The sequence below is a fragment of the Streptomyces sp. NPDC007929 genome (assembly GCF_042959065.1).
Lineage (GTDB): Bacteria > Actinomycetota > Actinomycetes > Streptomycetales > Streptomycetaceae > Streptomyces.
The window spans coordinates 260,455-279,199 of the sequence record NZ_JBIBKD010000009.1 but is presented as its reverse complement, the minus strand read 5'-3'; the positions used below and the strand labels follow the sequence as shown (position 1 = coordinate 279,199).

Sequence of the window (18,745 nt, the reverse complement as noted above, 5' to 3'; positions counted from 1 at the left end):
AGTGCCTTTCCTTATGGCCTTGCGGTGGTGCGACCCCGTTGTGGGTAAACAGGGGGTTCAGGAGGCGGCTTTGAGGAGCCGCAGTTTGGGGGCGGGGCCGGAGTGGGCGCCGCGGCGGTGCAGGGAGCGGGCCGCGTAGTCGCCGGCGAACTGGATGACCGAGATGACGACGGCGAGGATCGCGACGGTGATCCACATCAGCTGGGTCTCGAAGCGCTGGTAGCCGTAGCGGATGGCGATGTCTCCGAGGCCTCCGGCGCCGACGGTGCCCGCCATGGCGGAGTAGCCGATGAGGGCGACGATCGTGGTGGTGGTGCTGGAGATCAGCGACGGCAGGGACTCCGGCACGAGCACCTTGCGGACGATGGTCCAGGTGTTGCCGCCCATGGACTGCACGGCCTCGACGAGCCCGTGGTCCACTTCGCGGACGGCCGTCTCGACCAGGCGCGCGAAGAACGGGATGGCGCCGACGGCGAGCGGCACGATGGCCGCCTCGACGCCGATGGTCGTGCCGGTGATCGAGCGGGTGAAGCCCATCAGCGCGACCATCAGGATGATGAACGGCAGGGAGCGGGCGATGTTCACGACCTGGCCGATGACCTTGTTGGCGGCGAGGTTCTGCAGCAGGCCCCCGCGGTCGGTCAGGACCAGCAGGACACCGAGCGGCAGTCCGCCGACGACGGCGATGAGCGTGGACCAGCCGACCATGTAGAGGGTGTCCCAACACGCCTGCTCCAGCAGGGGCTGCATCTCGGACCAGGTCACTTCGCACCTTCCTTCACCAGTTCGGACTCGTGGCCCAGGACGTCGATCTGGAGGCCCTGTTCGCGCAGGAAGCCGATGGGCACGACGTTGTCCTCGTAGCGGCCGGGCAGTTCGATGCGCATCCGGCCGACCTGGAGGCCGCCGACGGTGTCGATGGCGGCGCCGAGGATCGATATGTCGATGTTGTAGGTGCGGGCCAGCTGCGAGATGACGGGCTGGGTGGCGCTCTCGCCCTGGAAGGTGACGTCGACGACCGTGCGGTCCTCACCGGAGGCCTCGCCGCCGAGCGGGAACAGCGCCGAGGCGAGTTCGGAGCCGGGCGTCGCGAGGAGCTCGCTGACGGTGCCCGACTCGACGATGCGCCCGTTCTCCATCAGCGCGGCCGAGTCGCAGACCGACTTCACGACGTCCATCTCGTGGGTGATGAGCAGTACGGTCAGTCCGAGCTGGCGGTTGAGGTCGCGCAGCAGCGCCAGGATCGAGCGGGTGGTCTCGGGGTCGAGGGCGCTGGTGGCCTCGTCGGACAGCAGCACCTTGGGGTCGCCGGCCAGGGCGCGGGCGATGCCGACGCGCTGCTTCTGGCCGCCGGACAGCTGCGCGGGGTAGGACGAGGCCTTGTCGGCGAGGCCGACCAGGTCCAGCAGCTCCAGCGCCTTGCGGGAGCGCTCCTGCCCGGACTTCCCGAGGATCTCCAGCGGCAGTTCGACGTTGTCCTGGACGGTCCGGGAGGACAGCAGGTTGAAGTGCTGGAAGACCATGCCGATACGGCTGCGCGCCCGGCGCAGTTCCTTCCCGGCGCGCGGGCCGCGGCCGGCCAGGGCGGTGAGGTCCTGCCCGGCGACGGTCACGGTGCCGGAGGTGGGGCGTTCCAGCAGGTTGACGCAGCGGATGAGCGAGGACTTGCCGGCGCCGGACTGGCCGATGACGCCGTACACCTCGCCTTCGCGGACGTGCAGGTCGACGCCGTCCAGGGCGGTGACCTCGCGGCCGCGTGCACGGTAGACCTTGGTCAGGCCCGAGGTGGTGATCACTGGGATTCCGTCACTGTCGAGTGCGCGGGCGTGGGTGTGCCCGGGCACAGGTGCATTCGGTCAGGGACGCGACACGGTTCTCGCTGGGGAGTGGAACCGGGGAGAACATGTGCGCGGGGCGGCTTCGGGTCACGCAGCGCTCAGGGCGTGCGGACAAGCCGCGTCTCGCTTCGGGGCGCGAGCTCAGGGGTGGTGCAGGGGCCCTCTAGAAGGCGCACATTCGACACATACAACGAGCACCGGGCGTCATGGTCGCCTCGGTCGCGGGGATGCGGTCGCTCGTCGTGGTCATGTCGTCAGTAAAACATGGGTACGGTCCTGACCAGCCCTCCGCTGTCCGGATGCTGGACAGCGGTGGACGGGGTCGCGGCGGGTCAGCCGCGCGCGGAGATCCGCACGCCTTCGTCGGTGACCAGTGCGGACAGGGCCGACAGGTTCTCGACGATCAGATCGGCGCGCAGCTCGTGGGCCTGGTGGGTTGTGGTCAACGCCACGGTGGTCATGCCGGCGGCGCGTCCGGCCGCGAGGCCCGCCGGGGCGTCCTCGAAGACCACGCAGTGCGCGGGGTCGACGCCGAGCGCGCGGGCGGCGAGCAGATAGGGCTCGGGGTCGGGCTTGCCGCGCGTGATGTCGTCGGCGGCGACGAGGGTCTTGGGCAGGATGCCGACGGCGTCGAGGCGGGCCTCGGCCAGCCGCCGGGTGGCGGAGGTGACCACGGCCCAGCGCTCGGCAGGCAGCACGTCGAGGAAGGCCCGGGTGCCCGGCAGCAGCCGCACCCCGTCGTTCGGCACGTCCTCCACCTCCAGGTCCTCGATCCGCGCGACGGCCTGGGGCACGACTTCGGCGGGCAGCAGATCGGCGGCTATCTCAGCGGCCGGCCGGCCGTGCAGCTCGATCCGCGCGAACTGCTCGGCCGTGATCCCGTACTCCCCGGCCCACCGGGTCCAGCAGCGGTCCACCGAGGCGAGGGAGGAGACGAGGGTTCCGTCGTTGTCGAAGAGCAGGGCCTGCGCGTGGATCGTCATGCCCCCGACCCTACGGTGCAGGCCAGGGCCGCGGGCATCGGGCCTTTTCGGCCGTAATAGGGTCGCAGCATGCTTGATGCCCTGACGCTGGTGACCGGCGTCGCCGCGCTGCTGCTCGCCGCCTGGTGCGGCTGGGCGGCCTACCGCGACCAGCCGACGAAGGACTGGCACTTCATCGGGATGGCCGTGGTCACGCTGCTGTCGCTGATCCAGCTGGTGGTGGGGATCGTGCTGCTCGCGCAGGGCGAGAAGCCGGAGCAGGGCACGACGATCTTCGTGGCGTATCTGCTGGGCGCGTTCGCGTGCGTCCCGGCCGCCGGGTTCATGTCACTGGCCGAGCGGACCCGCTGGGGTTCGGTGACGGTCGCCGCCGGCGGTGTGGTGCTGGCGGTGCTGGAGGTGCGTCTCTATGACATCTGGGGAGGCTGAGGTGAACCGGCGCCGGCTGATCAGCGGTCCGGGCACGCTGCTGGTGTGGCTGTACGGCGTGATGGTCGTGGGGGCGGTGTCGCGGTCCGCGTATCAGATCGCGACGGAGTTCGACCGGGCGCCGCTCGCGTATGCGCTGTCGGCGGTGGCCGGTGTCGTGTACGGGTTCATCACGTACACGCTGGTGCGGGGCGGGGAGACGGCCCGCAGGGTGGCCCTGGCGTGCTGTGTCGCGGAGTTGGTCGGGGTGCTGACGGTGGGGACCTGGACCCTGGTCGAGCCGTCGGCGTTTCCCGACGCGACGGTGTGGTCGGACTTCGGGATGGGGTATCTGTTCATCCCCGTGCTCTTGCCCTTGTCCGCCATTTACTGGTTGCGGAAGGGTGCGCCTCGGGAGGGTGCCGCCTGAGGTTCGTCAGGCGGGCGCGGGCCGTGTGTGGTTGCTCGCGCCCACGCGTCGGAGCCGCACATCGGCACAGCCCCGCGCCCCTGACGAGGGCCGGTCGTCACGCCGTCGCAGCGTAGGTGCTCGCCGGTTTCTCCAGGACGATCATCGGTACGCCGTCGGCGCCCTGGGACGTGCCCACCGTCTCGTAGCCGACCTTGCGGTAGAGGCGGAGGTTGCCCTCGCTGCGGTGGCCGGTGTGCAGACGGAAGCGGGTGGCGCCGTGCTGACCGGCGAGGGCCGATTCGGCCGCGCGGAGGAGGCGGGCGCCGATGCCGTGGCCCTGGAGCCGGGGGTGGACGCAGAGCTTGCCGATCGCGGCGGCGCCGTCCTCGGTGGCCGCGCCGCGTACCGAGCCGACGACCTCGTCGCCGAGCCGGGCCACGAAGACGCAGTCGCGCGCGACCTCTTCGCGGACCGAGTCGAGGGTTTGGACGAGCGGGTCGATGCGGTAGTTCCCGTACAGCGCCGCCTCTCGCTGGAAGCACAGGTACTGCAGTCTGAAGATCTGCTCCGCGTCCTGCTCGGTCGCCGCAGAGATGGTCACGCTCATGCCCATGTGCGCACGCCTCCCGCTCATCTGATCACCTGTCGTCCCCCACTCCTATCCCCGTCCTCAACCGGCCGCAACCTCCGGTGCGAGCAATCTCCGGAGACATCCCAGGCATCTGGAACGTTCCGGGCCAAGACTCCCCTGTGAGATACCCAACTCCCCTGCGATTTCCCGGTATGTCGGGTCCTCCGGCGAGAGCAGGGCCTCCATCAGCCGGGGGCAGCGGCCCGGGAGGCGACGAACGGCCGCGCGCAGGGCCCGGCCGCGGGCCGCGGCGAGGGCGAGCTGTTCGGGACCGCGCTCGCCGTCGTCGACCGGTTCGACGGCGTACGGCCGTTCGAGGCGGCTCGTACGGCGGGTGCGGCGCGCCTCGGAGCGAACGGCACGGCGGAGCCACTCCTGGGGGTCGGCCGGCGGATCCTCGGCGTCGAGGCGCTCCAGGAGCCGGAGCCAGACCGCCTGCTCCAGGTCGCCCGGCTCGGTTCCGGTGGAATATGCCTCCGCGGAGGCCTCGGCGGTGAGCAGCGGGCGCAGGGCGGTGACCAGGTCGTGCGTCATATGCGGAGCGACGCGGCCACCCGGGCGGCGGGTTGCCCGGGCGGCCGAAGCCCACTCGACCGGGGGGCGTGTGAGCCCGCATGTTGACGGGCTCGGACACCGGAGGTGCTCAGCCGTTGAAGTCCTGGCGGGCCAGCAGCCCCGTGTCGGGCTGGTCGGTGAAGACGCCGTCGATGCCGGTCGCGAAGTAGGCCTGGTAGGCACCGAAGACGTCACCGTAGGCGTCCGCGTCCGTGCCCTTGCGGAAGTTCGTGGGCAGGAACGGGTTCTCGTTGCGCATGGTGTACGGGTGCAGGATCAGGCCCACCTTGTGCGCGTCGCGGACAAGGGTCGTCGGCCGGGTGAGGTTGCCCTGGGCGTCGCGCGGGACGACCAGGTCCAGGGTCGGGCCGATGCCCTGCGCGTAGGAGGCGATCTCCCTCAGGCCGGCGGGCTCGACCAGGTCGGCGACGGTGCGCGGGTCGCCGGTCTCGACGAAGTCCCAGGGCCGGGAGTCCGCCGAGGACAGCAGGACGACCAGCGGGTTGTCGACGAGCCTGTGCAGCCGCTGGATGCTGGTCGGCTCGAAGGACTGGAGGATGACCGGGGAGGTGCGCCGGTCCTTGCGGTGCCGGTGCAGCAGCTTGGCGACGCGCTCCTCGATCGGGAGGCCCTGCTTGCGGAAGTAGGTGGGGTGCTTGAGCTCGGGGTAGATCCACACCTGCTTGCCCCGCTTGCGGGTCTGCTCGTCCTGCCACCTCAGGACCTCTTCGAAGGTGGGGATCTCCCAGCGGCCGTCGTAGAGGGTGTTGTGCGGGCGGTTGGCCGGGATGCGCTCGACCGCGCGCAGCGTCTTCAGCTCGGCGAGCGTGAAGTCCTCGGCGAACCAGCCGGTGGTGGAGACGCCGTCGAGCAGCTTGGTCGTCTTGCGGCCGGCGAACTCGGGGTGGTCGGCGACGTCCGTGGTGCCGCCGATCTCCGGCTCGTGGCGGCAGACCAGGTGACCGTCCTTCGTCGGGACCAGGTCGCCCGCCTCGACGATGTCGGCGCCCAGATCGAGGGCCAGCTGGTACGAGCCGAAGGTGTGCTCCGGGCGGTAGCCGCTGGCGCCGCGGTGGCCGATGATCGTCGGCCTGGGCAGGCTCTTGACTCCGCCTCCGCCGTGCCGGGCGGTGTCGGCGCGGGCCGGGCCGGCCGTGCCGAGGACCGCTCCGCCGGCGCCGAGGACCGCCGCGCCGAGCAGGGCCCGCCGTCCCGTACCGCTCGTTTCTTCGTTCGACTCCTGCGTTCCCATGAGTGCCCTCTCTGGCCGATCGGCTCGTCGGTGCGGGCCGATCGTAGGGGCGCGTACATGACGAGTGGGAGACCCCGGGCGGAACACGCGGGTGATGTCGGATGTCGTAGTGGCTGGTGGGGAGAATGAGTTGACGGCCCATCGCGTCCGTTCGATTCGGTCGGGCCGTTCTGGGAACGCGTCCGATGTGCTCCCGGGCGATGTGCGTCACATCGTGTCGGCCGTGTTTCGGATCGTCGGCGGCGGGCCACCGCAGGTAAACACGCGTCAACAGTGCGTAAGGCCTCGGTGAAGTCGCCGTGCCCGATGTGCGCGATGGCCGGGGCCACGAGTATCGTCCTCACCTGCACAGACTCATACAGAATCCCTTGACACCGGAGGGCCCGTTGTCCCGCTTCGCGTTCATCAAGGCATCGCTCGGCCCGATCATGCGCCTGATGTTCCGCCCACAGGTGGAGGGTGCGGAGCACATTCCGGGCGATGGCCCGGTCATCCTGGCCGGCAACCACCTGACGTTCATCGACTCGATGATCCTGCCGCTGGTCTGTGACCGCCAGGTCGTGTTCATCGGCAAGGACGAGTACGTGACCGGCAAGGGCCTCAAGGGCCGGCTGATGGCGTGGTTCTTCACCGGGGTCGGCATGATCCCGGTGGACCGTGACGGTGGCCGGGGTGGTGTCGCCGCGCTGATGACCGGGCGCCGGGTGCTGGAGGAAGGCCGGATGTTCGGCATCTACCCGGAGGGGACGCGGTCGCCCGACGGGCGGTTGTACCGGGGGCGGACGGGGATCGCGCGGCTGACGTTGATGACGGGGGCGCCGGTGGTTCCGTTCGCCATGATCGGTACGGACAAGTTGCAGCCGGGTGGGGCGGGGTTGCCTCGGCCCGGGAAGGTCACGGTGCGGTTCGGTGAGGCGATGGAGTTCTCCCGGTACGAGGGGATGGACCGGGATCGGTATGTGCTGCGGGCTGTGACGGACTCGGTGATGACCGAGGTCATGCGGTTGTCCGGGCAGGAGTATGTGGACATGTACGCCAGCAAGGCGAAGGAAGCGGCGTAGGTTTTTCGGGGCGCGGGTGGGGGGTGGGGTGACCGTTTCGTTGGCGGCTGCGGGTGGGACGGGGCTTGTCGCGCAGTTCCCCGCGCCCCTTTAGGGCGTGTCCTCCAGGGCGTGGTCGGGTGAAGCCCGGTTCCGTGTTGCGCAGTTCCCCGCGCCCCTCAGGGCGTGTCCTCCAGGGCGTGGTCGGGTGAAGCCCCATTCCGTGTTGCGCAGTTCCCCGCGCCCCCTCAGGGCGTGTCCTCCAGGTTCTGGTTCCTCAGGAGGAACCACGCTGCCAGGGCTGCGGCCAGTAGGACTGTCGCGCCTGCGCCCGCTGCCAGGGTCAGGCCGTCGACGAAGGATGTGCGGGCCGCTTCCAGCATGGTCGCGGCGTTGTGGGCGGGCATCTGGGCGGCTGCCTCTACGGCGCCGCCCAGGGACTCGTGGGCCGCTGCCGGAGTGCCCGCGGGGCCGGTGAAGTCGCGGTAGACGCCGGTCACGATCGAGCCGAGCGCGGCGATACCGAGCGCGGCACCGAGTTCGTACGCCGTCTCGGACACGGCGGAGGCCGAACCCGCCTGTTCCTTGGGCACGCTGGAGAGGATCACGTCCGCCGTCACGGTGAACGAGAAGCCGGCACCCACGCCGACCACCAGCAGCGCGGCACCGAGCAGCGGATAGCCCGTGGACTGGTCGAGCACCGTCAGCGCGGCCAGTGCCAGGCCGATCGCCGCGAGGCCGCCGGAGACCACGGCCCGTACCGAGAAGCGCCGGGCCGCGCGCCCCGCGATCAGTCCGGCCACCACCGCACCGACCGCCGCGGGCAGTTCGGCCAGCCCTGCCTCGAAGGGGCGCCTGCCCTGGACGAGTTGCAGATACTGGGACAGGAAGAACACCAGCCCGGACAGGCCGAGAATGGTCAGCAGGTCGGCCAGCACCGCCCCGCTGAAGCCACGGTGACGGAACAGCCGCATGTCGAGCAGCGGCGTCGGCAGCCTGAGCTGGCGGCGGACGAAGCCGTACAGGGCGGCCGCGCCCAGCAGACCCGCGGCCAGGGCGCTCCACGCGAAGCCGTGGGTGGCGGCCTCCTTGATCGCGTACACGACGCCGATCATGCCGACCAGCGACAGCACCACGCTGACCAGGTCCCAGGGGCCGGGCTGGGCGGTGCGCGACTCCGGCAGCAGCTTGATCCCGACGACGACCAGGACGACCATCACGGGCAGGTTGATCAGGAAGACCGAGCCCCACCAGAAGTGCTCCAGCAGGAACCCGCCGACGATCGGGCCGATGGCCGTACCCGCGGAGGCGGTGGCGCCCCAGATGCCGACGGCGAGGCTGCGCTCGCGCGGGTCGTGGAAGAGGTTGCGGATCAGGGCGAGCGTGGCCGGCATCAGGGTGGCGCCCGCGACACCGAGCAGCGCCCGGGCGACGATCATCATCTCGGGTGTCGTGGCGTAGGCGTTGAAGACGGATATCGCACCGAACGCGGTCGCGCCGATCAGCAGGATCCGCTTGCGGCCGATCCGGTCGCCGAGGCTGCCCATGGAGACGAGCAGACCGGCGATGACGAACGAGTAGACGTCACCGATCCACAGCAGTTGGGTGCCGGAGGGCTTCAGATCCTCGCTGATGTAGGGGGTCGCGAGACCGAGGACGGTCGCGTCGACGGCCACCAGCAGCACGGCGAGCACGAGTACGCCGAGCGCGAGCCAGCGGCCCGGGCGCTTCACCGCCTCCGTCGTCGTCGCCGGCTGCAGGGTGCTGGTCATGATTCCTCTCTTCTGAGTGCGCCGCCGAGCAGCAGCTCGACGATCATGTGCTGGAAGTCCTTGGGGGCGCCCTTGCCGCTGTGCACCATCCAGGCGCCGGAGGCCAGCAGGCCGTACAGCGCCTCGGTGAGCCAGACGGGCGTGAGGTCGATGCGGAACTCTCCGCTCAGCTGGCCGCGGCGGAACAACGCGGAGATCCGGTCGTCGATCAGGGCCCAGCCCGCGTTCTGTTCCTCGCCCTCGAACAGCTGGTTCTCGGTGTAGAGGAAGGCGAGGAGTCCGGCGGCCGGTTCGACGGCTGCGACCAACCGGCGTACGGCGTCGCTCGCCGGGCCCTCGTCGAGCCTGGCCGCGTCCAGGGCGGCCTCGCACTCGGCGATGCCCAGGGCCTCCAGTGCCCGGACGAGGGCGTCGCGGCCCGCGAAGTGGCGGTGCAGCGTGGCCCGGCTGATCCCGGCGGCCTTGGCGACCTCGTCCATGGTCGCGGTGGATCTGCGGGTCAGCAGGGCCGCGGCGGCGCGCAGCACGTGCTCAGGATCGACAGCCATGAGACGACCATAGCGCATGTGAGACATCAGTGTCTCACCCGGGGCATGCGCGCCTCACGGCTGGCGGGTGTGTATGCGGAAAACGGTGATCAGTGCCAGGGCAGCCGTGCGCGCCGCTCCCAGTACGCCTGCGGCTCCTCCACCAGCGCGTCGAGGCGGCTCAGCTGGTCGTCGTCGAGATCGACCACGGCCGCGTGCAGGTTGGAGGCGAGCTGGCTGGTGGTGGCGGCGCCGGAGAGGACGACACCGGCCCAGGGGCGGCGGAGGATCACGGCCAGCGCGACGGCGTCGCAGCCCAGCCCGGCCGCCTCGGCGATCTCCTTGACGACATCCGGAGCGTGCGGCCCGGCCAGCCGGCCGTTGGCCATGCCCTCCTTGACGATCACGGTGAGTCCGGCGTCGTGCGCCTCGGCGAGGGCGGGGGCGGCGGAGGTCTCCAGCGCGTTGTACGTGGACTGCACGGTACGGAAGAGGGGTTCGCCGTCGACCGTCACGGCGAGGGCGGCGCGGATCGCGTCCGCCTGGGCGGGGCCGCTGGTGGAGAAGCCGACGGTGAGGCCCTGCGCGGCGGCTTCCGCGAGCTTCGTGTGCAGTTCCTTGTCGGTCAGGGCCGGGCTGTCCGGGGTGACCGAGTGGATCTGGTAGAGGTCGAGCCGGTCGCCGAGCAGGGCGTCGCTCTCCGCGCGCTGCCGTTCGTAGGTGGCGAGGGTGTGGTCCTTGACCTCGTGCGTCTCGGCGTCGGTGGACCAGTCGGCGGTGTAGGTGTAGCCCCACTTGCTGCCCACGACGATGTCGTCGAGGCCGGGCCTGCCCTTCAGCCAGTCGGCGAGGAACTCCTCGGAACGGCCGTAGGAGCGGGCGGCGTCGAAGTAGCGCACGCCCTGGGCGTAGGCGGCGTCGAGGAGTTCGTGGGTGCGGGTGCGCAGCGCCTCGACGCTGCGGTCCTCTCCGAGGTCTTCGTCTCGGCCGAGGTTGATATAGCCGGGGCGTCCTACGGCGGCGAGGCCAAGGCCGATGTGGCAGGTGGGGGTTGTGGCGTTCGCGAGACGGGCGAAGGGCATCGCTGGCTCCGTTCGGTCGACGGCTGACGACCAACGTAACCCGCGATGACCTTCGCCTTTGAGCTCGACCGTTGCGGTGTTTCGGCGAGTGCGGGTCGTCTGCGCTTGTTCGCGCAGTTCCCCGCGCCCCTGAGGGCGGATTCCCTCAGGCCTGCTGCTTGGCCACTGCCCACTCGTGCTGGACCGTCACGTCCGCCTTCACCTCGGCCAGCTGGACGGCGACCGCGCTCGGGGCCGTACCGCCCCGGCCGTCGCGGGAGGCCAGGGCGCCCGGGACGTTCAGGACCGTCCGCACCTCGGGAGTGAGGTGTGCGGAGATCTTCGCGAACTCCTCGTCCGTCAGGGCGTCCAGCTCCTTGCCCTGCGACTCGGCGACCTTCACGCACTCCCCCGCCACCTCGTGGGCCACGCGGAACGGGACGCCCTGCTTGACCAGCCACTCGGCGATGTCCGTGGCGAGGGAGAAGCCGGCCGGCGCCAGTTCCTCCATGCGCTCGCGGTGGACGGTGAGGGTGGCCATCATGCCGGTGAAGGCCGGGAGCAGGACCTCCAGCTGGTCGATGGAGTCGAAGACCGGCTCCTTGTCCTCCTGGAGATCGCGGTTGTACGCGAGCGGGAGGGCCTTGAGCGTGGCCATCAGACCCGTCAGGTTGCCGATGAGGCGGCCCGACTTGCCGCGGGCCAGCTCGGCGATGTCCGGGTTCTTCTTCTGCGGCATGATCGACGAGCCCGTGGAGAACGCGTCGTGCAGGGTCACGAAGGAGAACTCCTTCGTGTTCCAGATGATGACCTCCTCGGCGATCCGGGAGAGGTTGACCCCGATCATCGCCGTGATGAAGGCGAACTCGGCGACGAAGTCCCGGGAGGCGGTGCCGTCGATGGAGTTGCCGGCCGAGCCGTGCTCGAACCCCAGGTCCTTCGCCACCGCCTCCGGGTCGAGCCCGAGGGAGGAGCCCGCCAGGGCGCCGGAGCCGTAGGGCGAGACCGCCGTGCGCGCGTCCCACTGGCGCAGCCGCTCCGCGTCCCGGGACAGGGACTGGACGTGGGCCAGGACATGGTGGGCGAAGAGGACGGGCTGGGCGTGCTGGAGGTGCGTACGGCCGGGCATGGCCACGTCCGGGTGGGCTTCGGCCAGGCCGATCAGCGCGTCCTGGAGCTCGGCGATCAGGCCGCCGACGACCCGGGCGTGGTCGCGCAGGTACATGCGGAAGAGCGTCGCGACCTGGTCGTTGCGGGAGCGGCCGGCCCGCAGCTTGCCGCCGAGGTCCGGGCCGAGGCGCTCCAGGAGGCCGCGCTCCAGGGCGGTGTGGACGTCCTCGTCGGCGATCGTGCCCACGAAGGAGCCGTCGGCGACGTCCGCCTCCAGCTGGTCGAGACCGGCGATCATGCGGGTCAGCTCGTCGGCCGTGAGCAGCCCGGCCTTGTGCAGCACGCGCGCGTGGGCACGGGATCCGGCGATGTCGTACGGCGCGAGCCGCCAGTCGAAGTGGACGGACGCGGACAGCTTCGCCAGGGCCTCGGCGGGGCCGTCGGCGAAACGGCCGCCCCAGAGCCGGACATCACCGCTGTTGCTGCTCACCTGCGTGCTCCTCAAGGGGTGTGGATGCCTCACCGTCATGCATGAGTATGCAGAGCTCTGCATGATTCGTCAATTCGACGGGACCGAGGAACGGTTTCCGGTCACGTGAGAGGAATTTGAGGATTCCTTGAACGCGAGAAACCGCTTACCCGTACCTCTCGCCGAACGCAGGCGCCGCGTTACGACACCGACGACACCCCCGACCCCGTAGTGAGGCATCCGTATGTCCAGGGCTCTTCCTAAGTACAACAAGCGTCGCGTCACGTTCATCGGCGGCGCCGCCGCGGTGGCGCTGTCCGGCACGGTGATCGCCGGCTTCGCCCTCGCCGGGGAGACGCCCGACAGCGGCGCCGGGAACGCCCGGACGCTGGCCGGCCCCGGCACCATCAGCTGCCCGGACGTCACCGGTCAGCTGCCCGCGGTCCCGGCCTCGGCGAAGGCGGAGGTCGACCGCAACCTCGCCCAGCTGAACACCCAGATCCAGGAGGCCAACAAGCGTCTGGTCGACACGGTCGGCCAGGGCGGACCCAACTTCGTCCAGAACGCCATCCTCGGCCCCCTGGAGGACAAGCGCGTCGCCGCCCTCAACCGCATCGAGACGGCCATCGGGCGGGCCGCCGAGAAGCCCGAGGGCTTGGAGGCCTTCGCGGCCTGCCAGCTCAACGCCGGTGGCGGCGCGGGAGCGGGCGAGGCGGCGGGCGGTGAGGCGGGCGCCGGTGCCGGTGCCGGTGCGGAGGCCGGCGGAGAGGCCGGTGCCGGTGCGGGCGGCGAAGAAGGCGGCGCGGAGGCCGGCGGGGGTGCCCAGGAGGGCGGCGCCGGTGCGGGCCAGGCGGGCAACGCCGGTGCCGGCACGATCAGCTGCCCGGACGTCGCCTCCCAGCTGCCGGCGGTCCCCGCCTCGGCGAAGGCGGAGGTCGACCGGAACCTGGCGTTGCTGGACACGCAGGTCGCCGAGGCCAACAAGCGTCTGGTCGACACGGTCGGCCAGGGCGGGCCCAACTTCGTCCAGAACGCCATCCTCGGCCCCCTGGAGGACAAGCGGATCTCCACCGTCAACCGCATCGCCACGGCCATCGGCCGCACGGCCGAGAAGCCGGCCGGTCTGGACTCCCTGGCCGCCTGCACACTCACCAAGTGAGGTGACAGGCGCTGTGGCCGCCCCGTGTGAGCGCCGGCCGGGGCGGCCACTCGGACACCGGCCCGCGGGGTCCGGCAGAGGTGACCGGACCCCGCAATTCCTTAGACGGGCGAAAGACTTACGGCAATAATCGTTCGACATGGGAAAGACTCACGAGCGCATAGACGGCCGGCTCCGCACCTTCATCGAGGCGCAGCCGGTCTTCTTCACCGCCACCGCACCCCTGGCCGCCGACGGCACGGTCAACCTCTCCCCCAAAGGCCTGAAGGGCTCCTTCGTGGTGCTCGACGAGCTCACGGTGGCCTACCTCGACTTCGCGGGCTCCAACGCCGAGACCATCGCCCATCTGCGGGAGAACGGGCGGATCACCCTGATGTGGTGCGCCTTCCAGGGTCCGCCGAACATCGTCCGCGTGCACGGCAGGGGTGAGCCGGTCTTCCGCGACGACCCCCGCTTCGGGGAACTGCTCGCGCGCTTCCCCGACATCGACCCCGCGCCGCACGGCCTGCGGGCGATCATCGTGGTCACCGCCGAACTCGTCCGCGACACCTGCGGCTACGGGGTGCCCTTCATGGCGTACGAGGAGGACCGGGATCTGCACGGCAAGCGCTTCGCCCGCGAGGACGACGCCTCCCTGAGCGCCTACTTCACCAAGAAGGAGCACATCGCCACCAGCCTGGACGGACTACCCGGGCTGCCGCTGCCGCTGCCTCCCTCTACCGTCTGAGGCATGCGCCCCGGTGCCGTCGCCCTCGCCCTCTGTGCCCTGGCCGTGCTCGGCGCCGGACCGCCGCCCGCCCCCGCGTCGCCGCCGTTGCCGGCCCGGATGGCGGACACCGGCGGCGGCACCCAGCTGATCACCGCGGTGGCCCCGAAGCGGGCCTCGACGACGGGCACGGTGACGTGGTGGGACCGTCAGGGCGGACGCTGGGTGCAGAGGGGTTCGGCGCCCGCCCGGTTCGGGGCGAAGGGCCTCGCCGCCGGCGCCACGCGCACGCAGGGGACGAACACCACACCCACCGGCCTCTACGGCCTGCCGTACGCCTTCGGCATCGAGGCGGCGCCGCCCGGGACGGCCTACCCCTACCGCCGGGTGCACGAGGACTCCTGGTGGTGCCAGGACAACGACTCCCGCTCCTACAACCGCTGGAGCGAGCCCCGCGCGGCCGACTGCCGGGCCGCCGAGGCCGAGCACCTGATCACGTACCGCGCGCAGTACGCGCACGCGCTCGTCATCGGCTTCAACTACGAGCGTCCCGTGCGGGGGCGGGGCGCGGGCATCTTCCTCCATGTGAACGGGCGTGGGGCGACGGCCGGTTGTGTCTCCGTCCCCGAGGGCGCGATGAAGCGGATCCTGCGCTGGGCCGACCCCGCGCGGCGGCCGCACATCGCCGTGGGGACGCGCGGCGGCAGCACGGCCGTCACCCGGCTCTGACGGCAGGGCGACCACGGCTGAACACTCCCGTGCCGCGGCACGTATCTGTGGGCCAAGGGTCAAGTCCCCACGGAGGAACCGTGACCACCACGCTCGCAGGCGGACGTGCCGCCCGCCGCCAGACGATGCGCCGCATCCGCCCGCGCCGCTCCCCGGCCGTCCCGCTGCTGATCGCCCTGTGGGCCGGCGCGGCGGCCGTACTGTGGCTGTGGTGGGACAACACACCGTCCCTCGCGGACAACACGAGCAAGATCCTGGCCGCGGGCCGGATCACCGGCCTGCTCGCCGGCTACCTCATGGCGCTGGTGGTGCTGCAGATGGCCCGGGTACCCGCGCTGGAGCGCCGGGTGGGCACCGACCGGGTCGCGCGCTGGCACGCCATGACCGGCCGCTACACGCTCTGCCTGGTCCTCGCCCATGTCTTCCTCATCATGTGGGGCTACGCCCTCCAGGCGGGCAAGGGACTCGGCGACATCGTCCAGCAGACGACCGACTCCATCAACCAGCTGCCGGACATGGGCAAGGCCGCCATCGGCACGGGCCTGCTGTTCCTCATCGGCATCCTGTCGATCGGCGGGGTGCGCCGCCTGATCGGCTACGACACCTGGTACCACGTGCACCTGCTCACGTACGCGGCGGTGTACCTGACGTTCTGGCACCAGATCACCACCGGCAACGAGTTCGCCGTCGAGCCCGCCGCCAAGACCTTCTGGTACGGGCTCTACGGCGTGGTCACCGCGCTGGTCGTCTGGTACCGGATCCTCACCCCGATCCGGCTCAACCTGCGTCACCGCATGCGCGTCGCCGCGGTCATCGAGGAGACCCCGGGGATCGTGTCCGTGCTGATCAGCGGGCGCAAGCTGCACCGGATGGGCGCGGAGGCCGGGCACTTCTTCCGCTGGCGGTTCAAGGCGCCCGGCATGCGCTTCAGCTCCCACCCCTACTCCCTGTCGGCCGCGCCGCGCCCGGACATGCTGCGCATCACGGTCAAGGCGATCGGCGACCACACCTCCCGGCTGCGTGACCTCGAACCCGGCACCAAGGTGTGGGCCGAGGGTCCGTACGGCGCGATGACCGCGCAGCGGCGCAGCCGCGGCAAGGTGCTGCTGGTCGCGGGCGGGGTCGGTATCACCCCGATGCGGGCGCTGTTCGAGACGCTGCCGGGCGCGTCCGGCGACATCACGCTGCTCTACCGGGCCAACACCACCCAGGACCTGGCCCTGTGGGGCGAGCTCGCCAAGATCGCCGACGAGCGCGGCGCCCGGCTGATGTACGCCGTCAACAGCCCGGAGGGCGAACGCCCCGACATCTCGGCGGAGTCCCTCCAGCGCAAGATCCCGGACATCGACGACCACGACGTCTTCATGTGCGGGCCGCCCGGCTTCGCCCAGTCGGTCTACGAGGCACTGCGCGGCGCGGGCGTGCCCGCCCGCCGTATCCATCACGAGTCGTTCGAGATGTGAGCGACGGGACACCAACAGCCCTTCAGGAGTTTGGGAAACGATGAGGAAGTCTCACCCCGTCCGGCGTGCCGTGCTCGCCGGCGCAGCCACCGTCTCCGGGATCGTGCTGCTGCTGTCGCTGAAGCCGGCCTCCGACCCGGGCTCCGCCCAGGCGGCGGGGCAGGCACCGCCGGCGGCGGCCGGGCAGGCCCCACAGGGCGGCGTGAACGGCGCGGTCACCGGTGACGCGGCGCAGACGCAGTACGGCGCCGTGCAGGTCCGGCTGACGATGAACAACGGCAAGATCACCCAGGCCGAGGCGGTCCAGGCGCCCAAGGGCGGCCGCAGCGACCAGATCACGGCGAGCTCGGTGCCGCGGCTGAACCAGGCGGTGGTGGCGGCGCAGAGCGCGGAGATCGACGCGGTCTCCGGGGCGACGTACACCAGCGCCGGTTACAAGAAGTCCCTCCAGTCGGCCCTGGACAAGGCGAAGGCGTCGGGCGGGGCCCAGCAGGGGGCGGGCGGCGCGCAGACTCTGACCGGCGATGTCGCGCAGACGCAGTACGGGCCGGTCCAGGTGCGGGTGACCGTGACCGGCGGGAAGATCACCAAGGCCGAGGCGGTCCAGGCGCCGAAGGGCGGCCGCAGCGACCAGGTCACGGCCAGCTCGGTGCCGCGCCTCAACCAGGCGGCCGTGGCGGCCGGGAGCGCGGACGTGGACGCGGTCTCGGGGGCGACGTACACCAGCGCGGGGTACAAGAAGTCGCTTCAGTCGGCGCTCGACAAGGCCAAGGCGCCGTCCGGCGGAGCGCGGCAGGGCTCGGGGGGCGGCAAGGCCACGACCCAGACCCTCACCGGCGGTGCGGTGCAGACGCAGTACGGGCCGGTCCAGGTACGAGTGACCGTGACCGGCGGGAAGATCACCAAGGCCGAGGCGGTCCAGGCGCCGAAGGGCGGCCGCAGCGACCAGGTCACGTCCTCGTCCGTCCCCCGTCTCAACCAGGCGGCCGTGGCGGCCGGGAACGCGCAGATCGACGCCGTGTCCGGTGCGACGTACACCAGCGCCGGGTACAAGGAGTCCCTCCAGTCGGCGCTGGACCAGGCCGGTGGCTGACACGGTGGCCGACTCCGCACAGGCTCCCGCCGCGGTACGTCATGCCGAGGAGACGATGGGGACCGTCTTCTCCTTCGACGTCCGCGGCGGGGAACCGGCCGCCGTGCGCGCGGCCCTCGACGAGGCCGTCGCCGGGTTGCACCGGGTCGACGAGGTGTTCAGCACGTACCGGGAGGACAGCCAGATCTCACGGTTGCGGCGTGGGGAGGTGACCGTCGCGGAGTGCGATCCCGAGGTCGGTGAGGTGCTGGAGCTGGCCGCGGAGGCGGAGCGTCTGAGCGAGGGCTGGTTCAGCACGTCGTACGAGGGCCACCTCGACCCGACCGGCATCGTCAAGGGCTGGGCGGTCGAGCGAGCGGCTCGGCTGCTGGCGGAGGTGCCCGGGGTGTGCGGGGTGAACCTCAACGGCGGCGGGGATGTGCAGTTGCTCGGGACGCCGGGTGGGCAGCGGCCGTGGCGGGTGGGGGTGGCCGACCCGTTGCGTCCGGGGGGTCTGGCGGCGGTCGTCTCGGCGGCGGGGGTCGGGGAGCTGTCCGTGGCCACGTCCGGTACGGCGGAGCGGGGGGACCACATCGTCGATCCCCGGACGGGGCGTTCAGCCGTGACCGACCTGGTGTCCGTCACGGTGGTGGGCCCTCGGCTGACGTGGGTGGACTGCTGGGCCACGGCTGCGTTCGCGATGGGGTCGCGGGAAGGGCTGGCGTGGCTGGAGTCCCTGCCGGATGTCGAGGCCCTGCTGATCACGGCCGGCGACGAGGTGCGCTGCACTGGCGGGTTGGCGGCGAGGCTGGGGTAGGTTCCGGCTGGGGGCGGGGGGTCCGCAACCCGGCGGAACGGGGTGCCGCTGCGCCCACCCGTGCCGCCCCTAGCGGCACGCATGCCCGCAGCGGCGGCGGCACGCATGCCCGCAGCTGGGGCGGACGCCCTAAGGGGCGCGGGGAACTGCGCGATCAGCCACGGCTCACCCGCACCCGAACGACGACCCTCAATGCCCGTTCTGCGCCAGCCTCAGCAGATGATCCGCCAGGGCCTGCCCACCCGTCGGATCCCTGCTGATCAGCATCAGCGTGTCGTCACCCGCGATCGTCCCGAGGATGTCGTGCAGCTCGGCCTGGTCGATCGCCGAGGCGAGGAACTGAGCCGCCCCCGGGGGCGTACGCAACACCACGAGATTCGCCGAGGCCTCCGCGGAGATCAGCAGCTCCTGCGAGAGCCGCCGCATCCGCTCCTCCTTCGCCGACCCGCCCAGCGGCGCCCGGGGCGTACGGAACCCGCCCTCGCTGGGCACCGCGTAGATCAGGTCGCCGTCGGCATTGCGGATCTTCACCGCGTTCAGCTCGTCCAGGTCCCGGCTGAGCGTCGCCTGCGTGACGCTCAGTCCGTCGTCGGCGAGCAGCTTCGCCAGCTGGCTCTGCGAGCGGACCGGCTGCCGGTTGAGGATGTCCACGATCCGGCGGTGCCGGGCGGTGCGGGTCTGCGGCACGGCGGGCCCGTTCGCTCCCGGCTGCTCGTGGTCCTGCGCCTGGCTCATCGTCGT

General features: G+C 71.2%; 20 protein-coding genes. 9 read left to right on the top strand and 11 right to left on the bottom strand.

Going from position 1 to position 18,745, the window contains the following annotated elements:
- Window positions 1-57: 57 nt before the first annotated feature.
- From ACFZDE_RS29640 to ACFZDE_RS29630, 3 genes are all read right to left on the bottom strand, one after another.
- Window positions 58-765: a methionine ABC transporter permease gene (locus tag ACFZDE_RS29640; protein ID WP_030842956.1), complete on the bottom strand. Its 708-nt coding sequence runs from the start codon at window positions 763-765 to the stop codon at window positions 58-60.
- Window positions 762-1,796 (bottom strand): methionine ABC transporter ATP-binding protein, encoded by a 1,035-nt coding sequence (locus ACFZDE_RS29635; protein WP_031104007.1) that lies wholly within the window; start codon window positions 1,794-1,796, stop codon window positions 762-764. The genes ACFZDE_RS29640 and ACFZDE_RS29635 overlap by 4 nt, the downstream gene beginning before the upstream one ends.
- Before the next feature lie 374 nt (window positions 1,797-2,170).
- Window positions 2,171-2,821: an HAD-IA family hydrolase gene (locus tag ACFZDE_RS29630; protein ID WP_391204888.1), complete on the bottom strand. Its 651-nt coding sequence runs from the start codon at window positions 2,819-2,821 to the stop codon at window positions 2,171-2,173.
- Window positions 2,822-2,890: 69 nt separating this feature from the next.
- Between ACFZDE_RS29630 and ACFZDE_RS29625 the strand changes: the two genes are divergently transcribed.
- The gene (locus ACFZDE_RS29625) at window positions 2,891-3,250 is read left to right on the top strand and encodes a hypothetical protein (protein WP_391004754.1); all 360 of its coding nucleotides are present in this window, start codon (window positions 2,891-2,893) and stop codon (window positions 3,248-3,250) included.
- Window positions 3,231-3,659 carry a hypothetical protein gene (locus ACFZDE_RS29620; protein WP_391004752.1) on the top strand — a complete coding sequence of 143 codons (429 nt, stop codon included), beginning with the start codon at window positions 3,231-3,233 and terminating at the stop codon, window positions 3,657-3,659. Before ACFZDE_RS29625 ends, ACFZDE_RS29620 begins: the two co-directional genes overlap by 20 nt.
- A gap of 97 nt (window positions 3,660-3,756) precedes the next feature.
- Here ACFZDE_RS29620 and ACFZDE_RS29615 read toward each other — a convergent pair whose 3' ends face one another.
- The 3 genes from ACFZDE_RS29615 to ACFZDE_RS29605 form a co-directional block, all read right to left on the bottom strand.
- Entirely contained in the window at window positions 3,757-4,254 is a 498-nt protein-coding gene (locus ACFZDE_RS29615) for a GNAT family N-acetyltransferase (protein ID WP_391205051.1), read from the bottom strand.
- Between the two features lie 57 nt (window positions 4,255-4,311).
- Window positions 4,312-4,806, bottom strand: a complete 495-nt coding sequence (locus ACFZDE_RS29610) for a sigma-70 family RNA polymerase sigma factor (protein ID WP_391204885.1) — start codon at window positions 4,804-4,806, stop codon at window positions 4,312-4,314.
- 109 nt (window positions 4,807-4,915) lie between these two features.
- Window positions 4,916-6,079: a glycerophosphodiester phosphodiesterase family protein gene (locus tag ACFZDE_RS29605; RefSeq protein WP_391204881.1), complete on the bottom strand. Its 1,164-nt coding sequence runs from the start codon at window positions 6,077-6,079 to the stop codon at window positions 4,916-4,918.
- A gap of 386 nt (window positions 6,080-6,465) precedes the next feature.
- On the opposite strand from ACFZDE_RS29605, the gene ACFZDE_RS29600 reads away from it, so the two are divergent.
- Window positions 6,466-7,140 (top strand): 1-acyl-sn-glycerol-3-phosphate acyltransferase, encoded by a 675-nt coding sequence (locus ACFZDE_RS29600; RefSeq protein ID WP_391004746.1) that lies wholly within the window; start codon window positions 6,466-6,468, stop codon window positions 7,138-7,140.
- Between the two features lie 227 nt (window positions 7,141-7,367).
- On the opposite strand, the gene ACFZDE_RS29595 is transcribed toward ACFZDE_RS29600, so the two are convergent.
- From ACFZDE_RS29595 to argH, 4 genes are all read right to left on the bottom strand, one after another.
- On the bottom strand, window positions 7,368-8,891 hold the full coding sequence (locus ACFZDE_RS29595) for an MFS transporter (RefSeq protein ID WP_391204878.1): 1,524 nt from the start codon (window positions 8,889-8,891) through the stop codon (window positions 7,368-7,370).
- Window positions 8,888-9,439: a TetR family transcriptional regulator gene (locus ACFZDE_RS29590; RefSeq protein WP_391204875.1), complete on the bottom strand. Its 552-nt coding sequence runs from the start codon at window positions 9,437-9,439 to the stop codon at window positions 8,888-8,890. The genes ACFZDE_RS29595 and ACFZDE_RS29590 overlap by 4 nt, the downstream gene beginning before the upstream one ends.
- 89 nt (window positions 9,440-9,528) lie before the next feature.
- The gene (locus ACFZDE_RS29585) at window positions 9,529-10,500 is read right to left on the bottom strand and encodes an aldo/keto reductase (protein ID WP_391204872.1); all 972 of its coding nucleotides are present in this window, start codon (window positions 10,498-10,500) and stop codon (window positions 9,529-9,531) included.
- A 145-nt stretch (window positions 10,501-10,645) separates the two neighbouring features.
- Window positions 10,646-12,079 carry an argininosuccinate lyase gene (gene argH, locus ACFZDE_RS29580; protein ID WP_391204869.1) on the bottom strand — a complete coding sequence of 478 codons (1,434 nt, stop codon included), beginning with the start codon at window positions 12,077-12,079 and terminating at the stop codon, window positions 10,646-10,648.
- A 223-nt stretch (window positions 12,080-12,302) separates the two neighbouring features.
- Here argH and ACFZDE_RS29575 point away from each other — a divergent pair, with 223 nt between their 5' ends.
- The 6 genes from ACFZDE_RS29575 to ACFZDE_RS29550 all read left to right on the top strand — a co-directional run bounded on the left by ACFZDE_RS29575 (window position 12,303) and on the right by ACFZDE_RS29550 (window position 18,004).
- The gene (locus tag ACFZDE_RS29575; RefSeq protein WP_391204866.1) at window positions 12,303-13,217 is read left to right on the top strand and encodes a hypothetical protein; all 915 of its coding nucleotides are present in this window, start codon (window positions 12,303-12,305) and stop codon (window positions 13,215-13,217) included.
- 139 nt (window positions 13,218-13,356) lie between these two features.
- Window positions 13,357-13,944, top strand: coding sequence for a pyridoxamine 5'-phosphate oxidase family protein (locus ACFZDE_RS29570; protein WP_391004734.1), 588 nt, complete (start codon window positions 13,357-13,359; stop codon window positions 13,942-13,944).
- A 3-nt stretch (window positions 13,945-13,947) separates the two neighbouring features.
- Window positions 13,948-14,652, top strand: a complete 705-nt coding sequence (locus ACFZDE_RS29565) for a L,D-transpeptidase family protein (protein WP_391204863.1) — start codon at window positions 13,948-13,950, stop codon at window positions 14,650-14,652.
- An 80-nt stretch (window positions 14,653-14,732) separates the two neighbouring features.
- Window positions 14,733-16,115 (top strand): ferredoxin reductase family protein, encoded by a 1,383-nt coding sequence (locus tag ACFZDE_RS29560; RefSeq protein ID WP_355813074.1) that lies wholly within the window; start codon window positions 14,733-14,735, stop codon window positions 16,113-16,115.
- 40 nt (window positions 16,116-16,155) lie between these two features.
- On the top strand, window positions 16,156-17,208 hold the full coding sequence (locus ACFZDE_RS29555) for an FMN-binding protein (protein WP_391204860.1): 1,053 nt from the start codon (window positions 16,156-16,158) through the stop codon (window positions 17,206-17,208).
- Window positions 17,201-18,004, top strand: coding sequence for an FAD:protein FMN transferase (locus ACFZDE_RS29550; protein ID WP_391204857.1), 804 nt, complete (start codon window positions 17,201-17,203; stop codon window positions 18,002-18,004). The genes ACFZDE_RS29555 and ACFZDE_RS29550 overlap by 8 nt, the downstream gene beginning before the upstream one ends.
- 189 nt (window positions 18,005-18,193) lie before the next feature.
- Here the strand turns inward: ACFZDE_RS29550 and ACFZDE_RS29545 are convergent, their stop codons facing one another.
- Complete coding sequence (locus ACFZDE_RS29545; RefSeq protein WP_053668229.1) at window positions 18,194-18,739, bottom strand: arginine repressor; 546 nt, start codon at window positions 18,737-18,739, stop codon at window positions 18,194-18,196.
- Window positions 18,740-18,745: the final 6 nt, after the last annotated feature.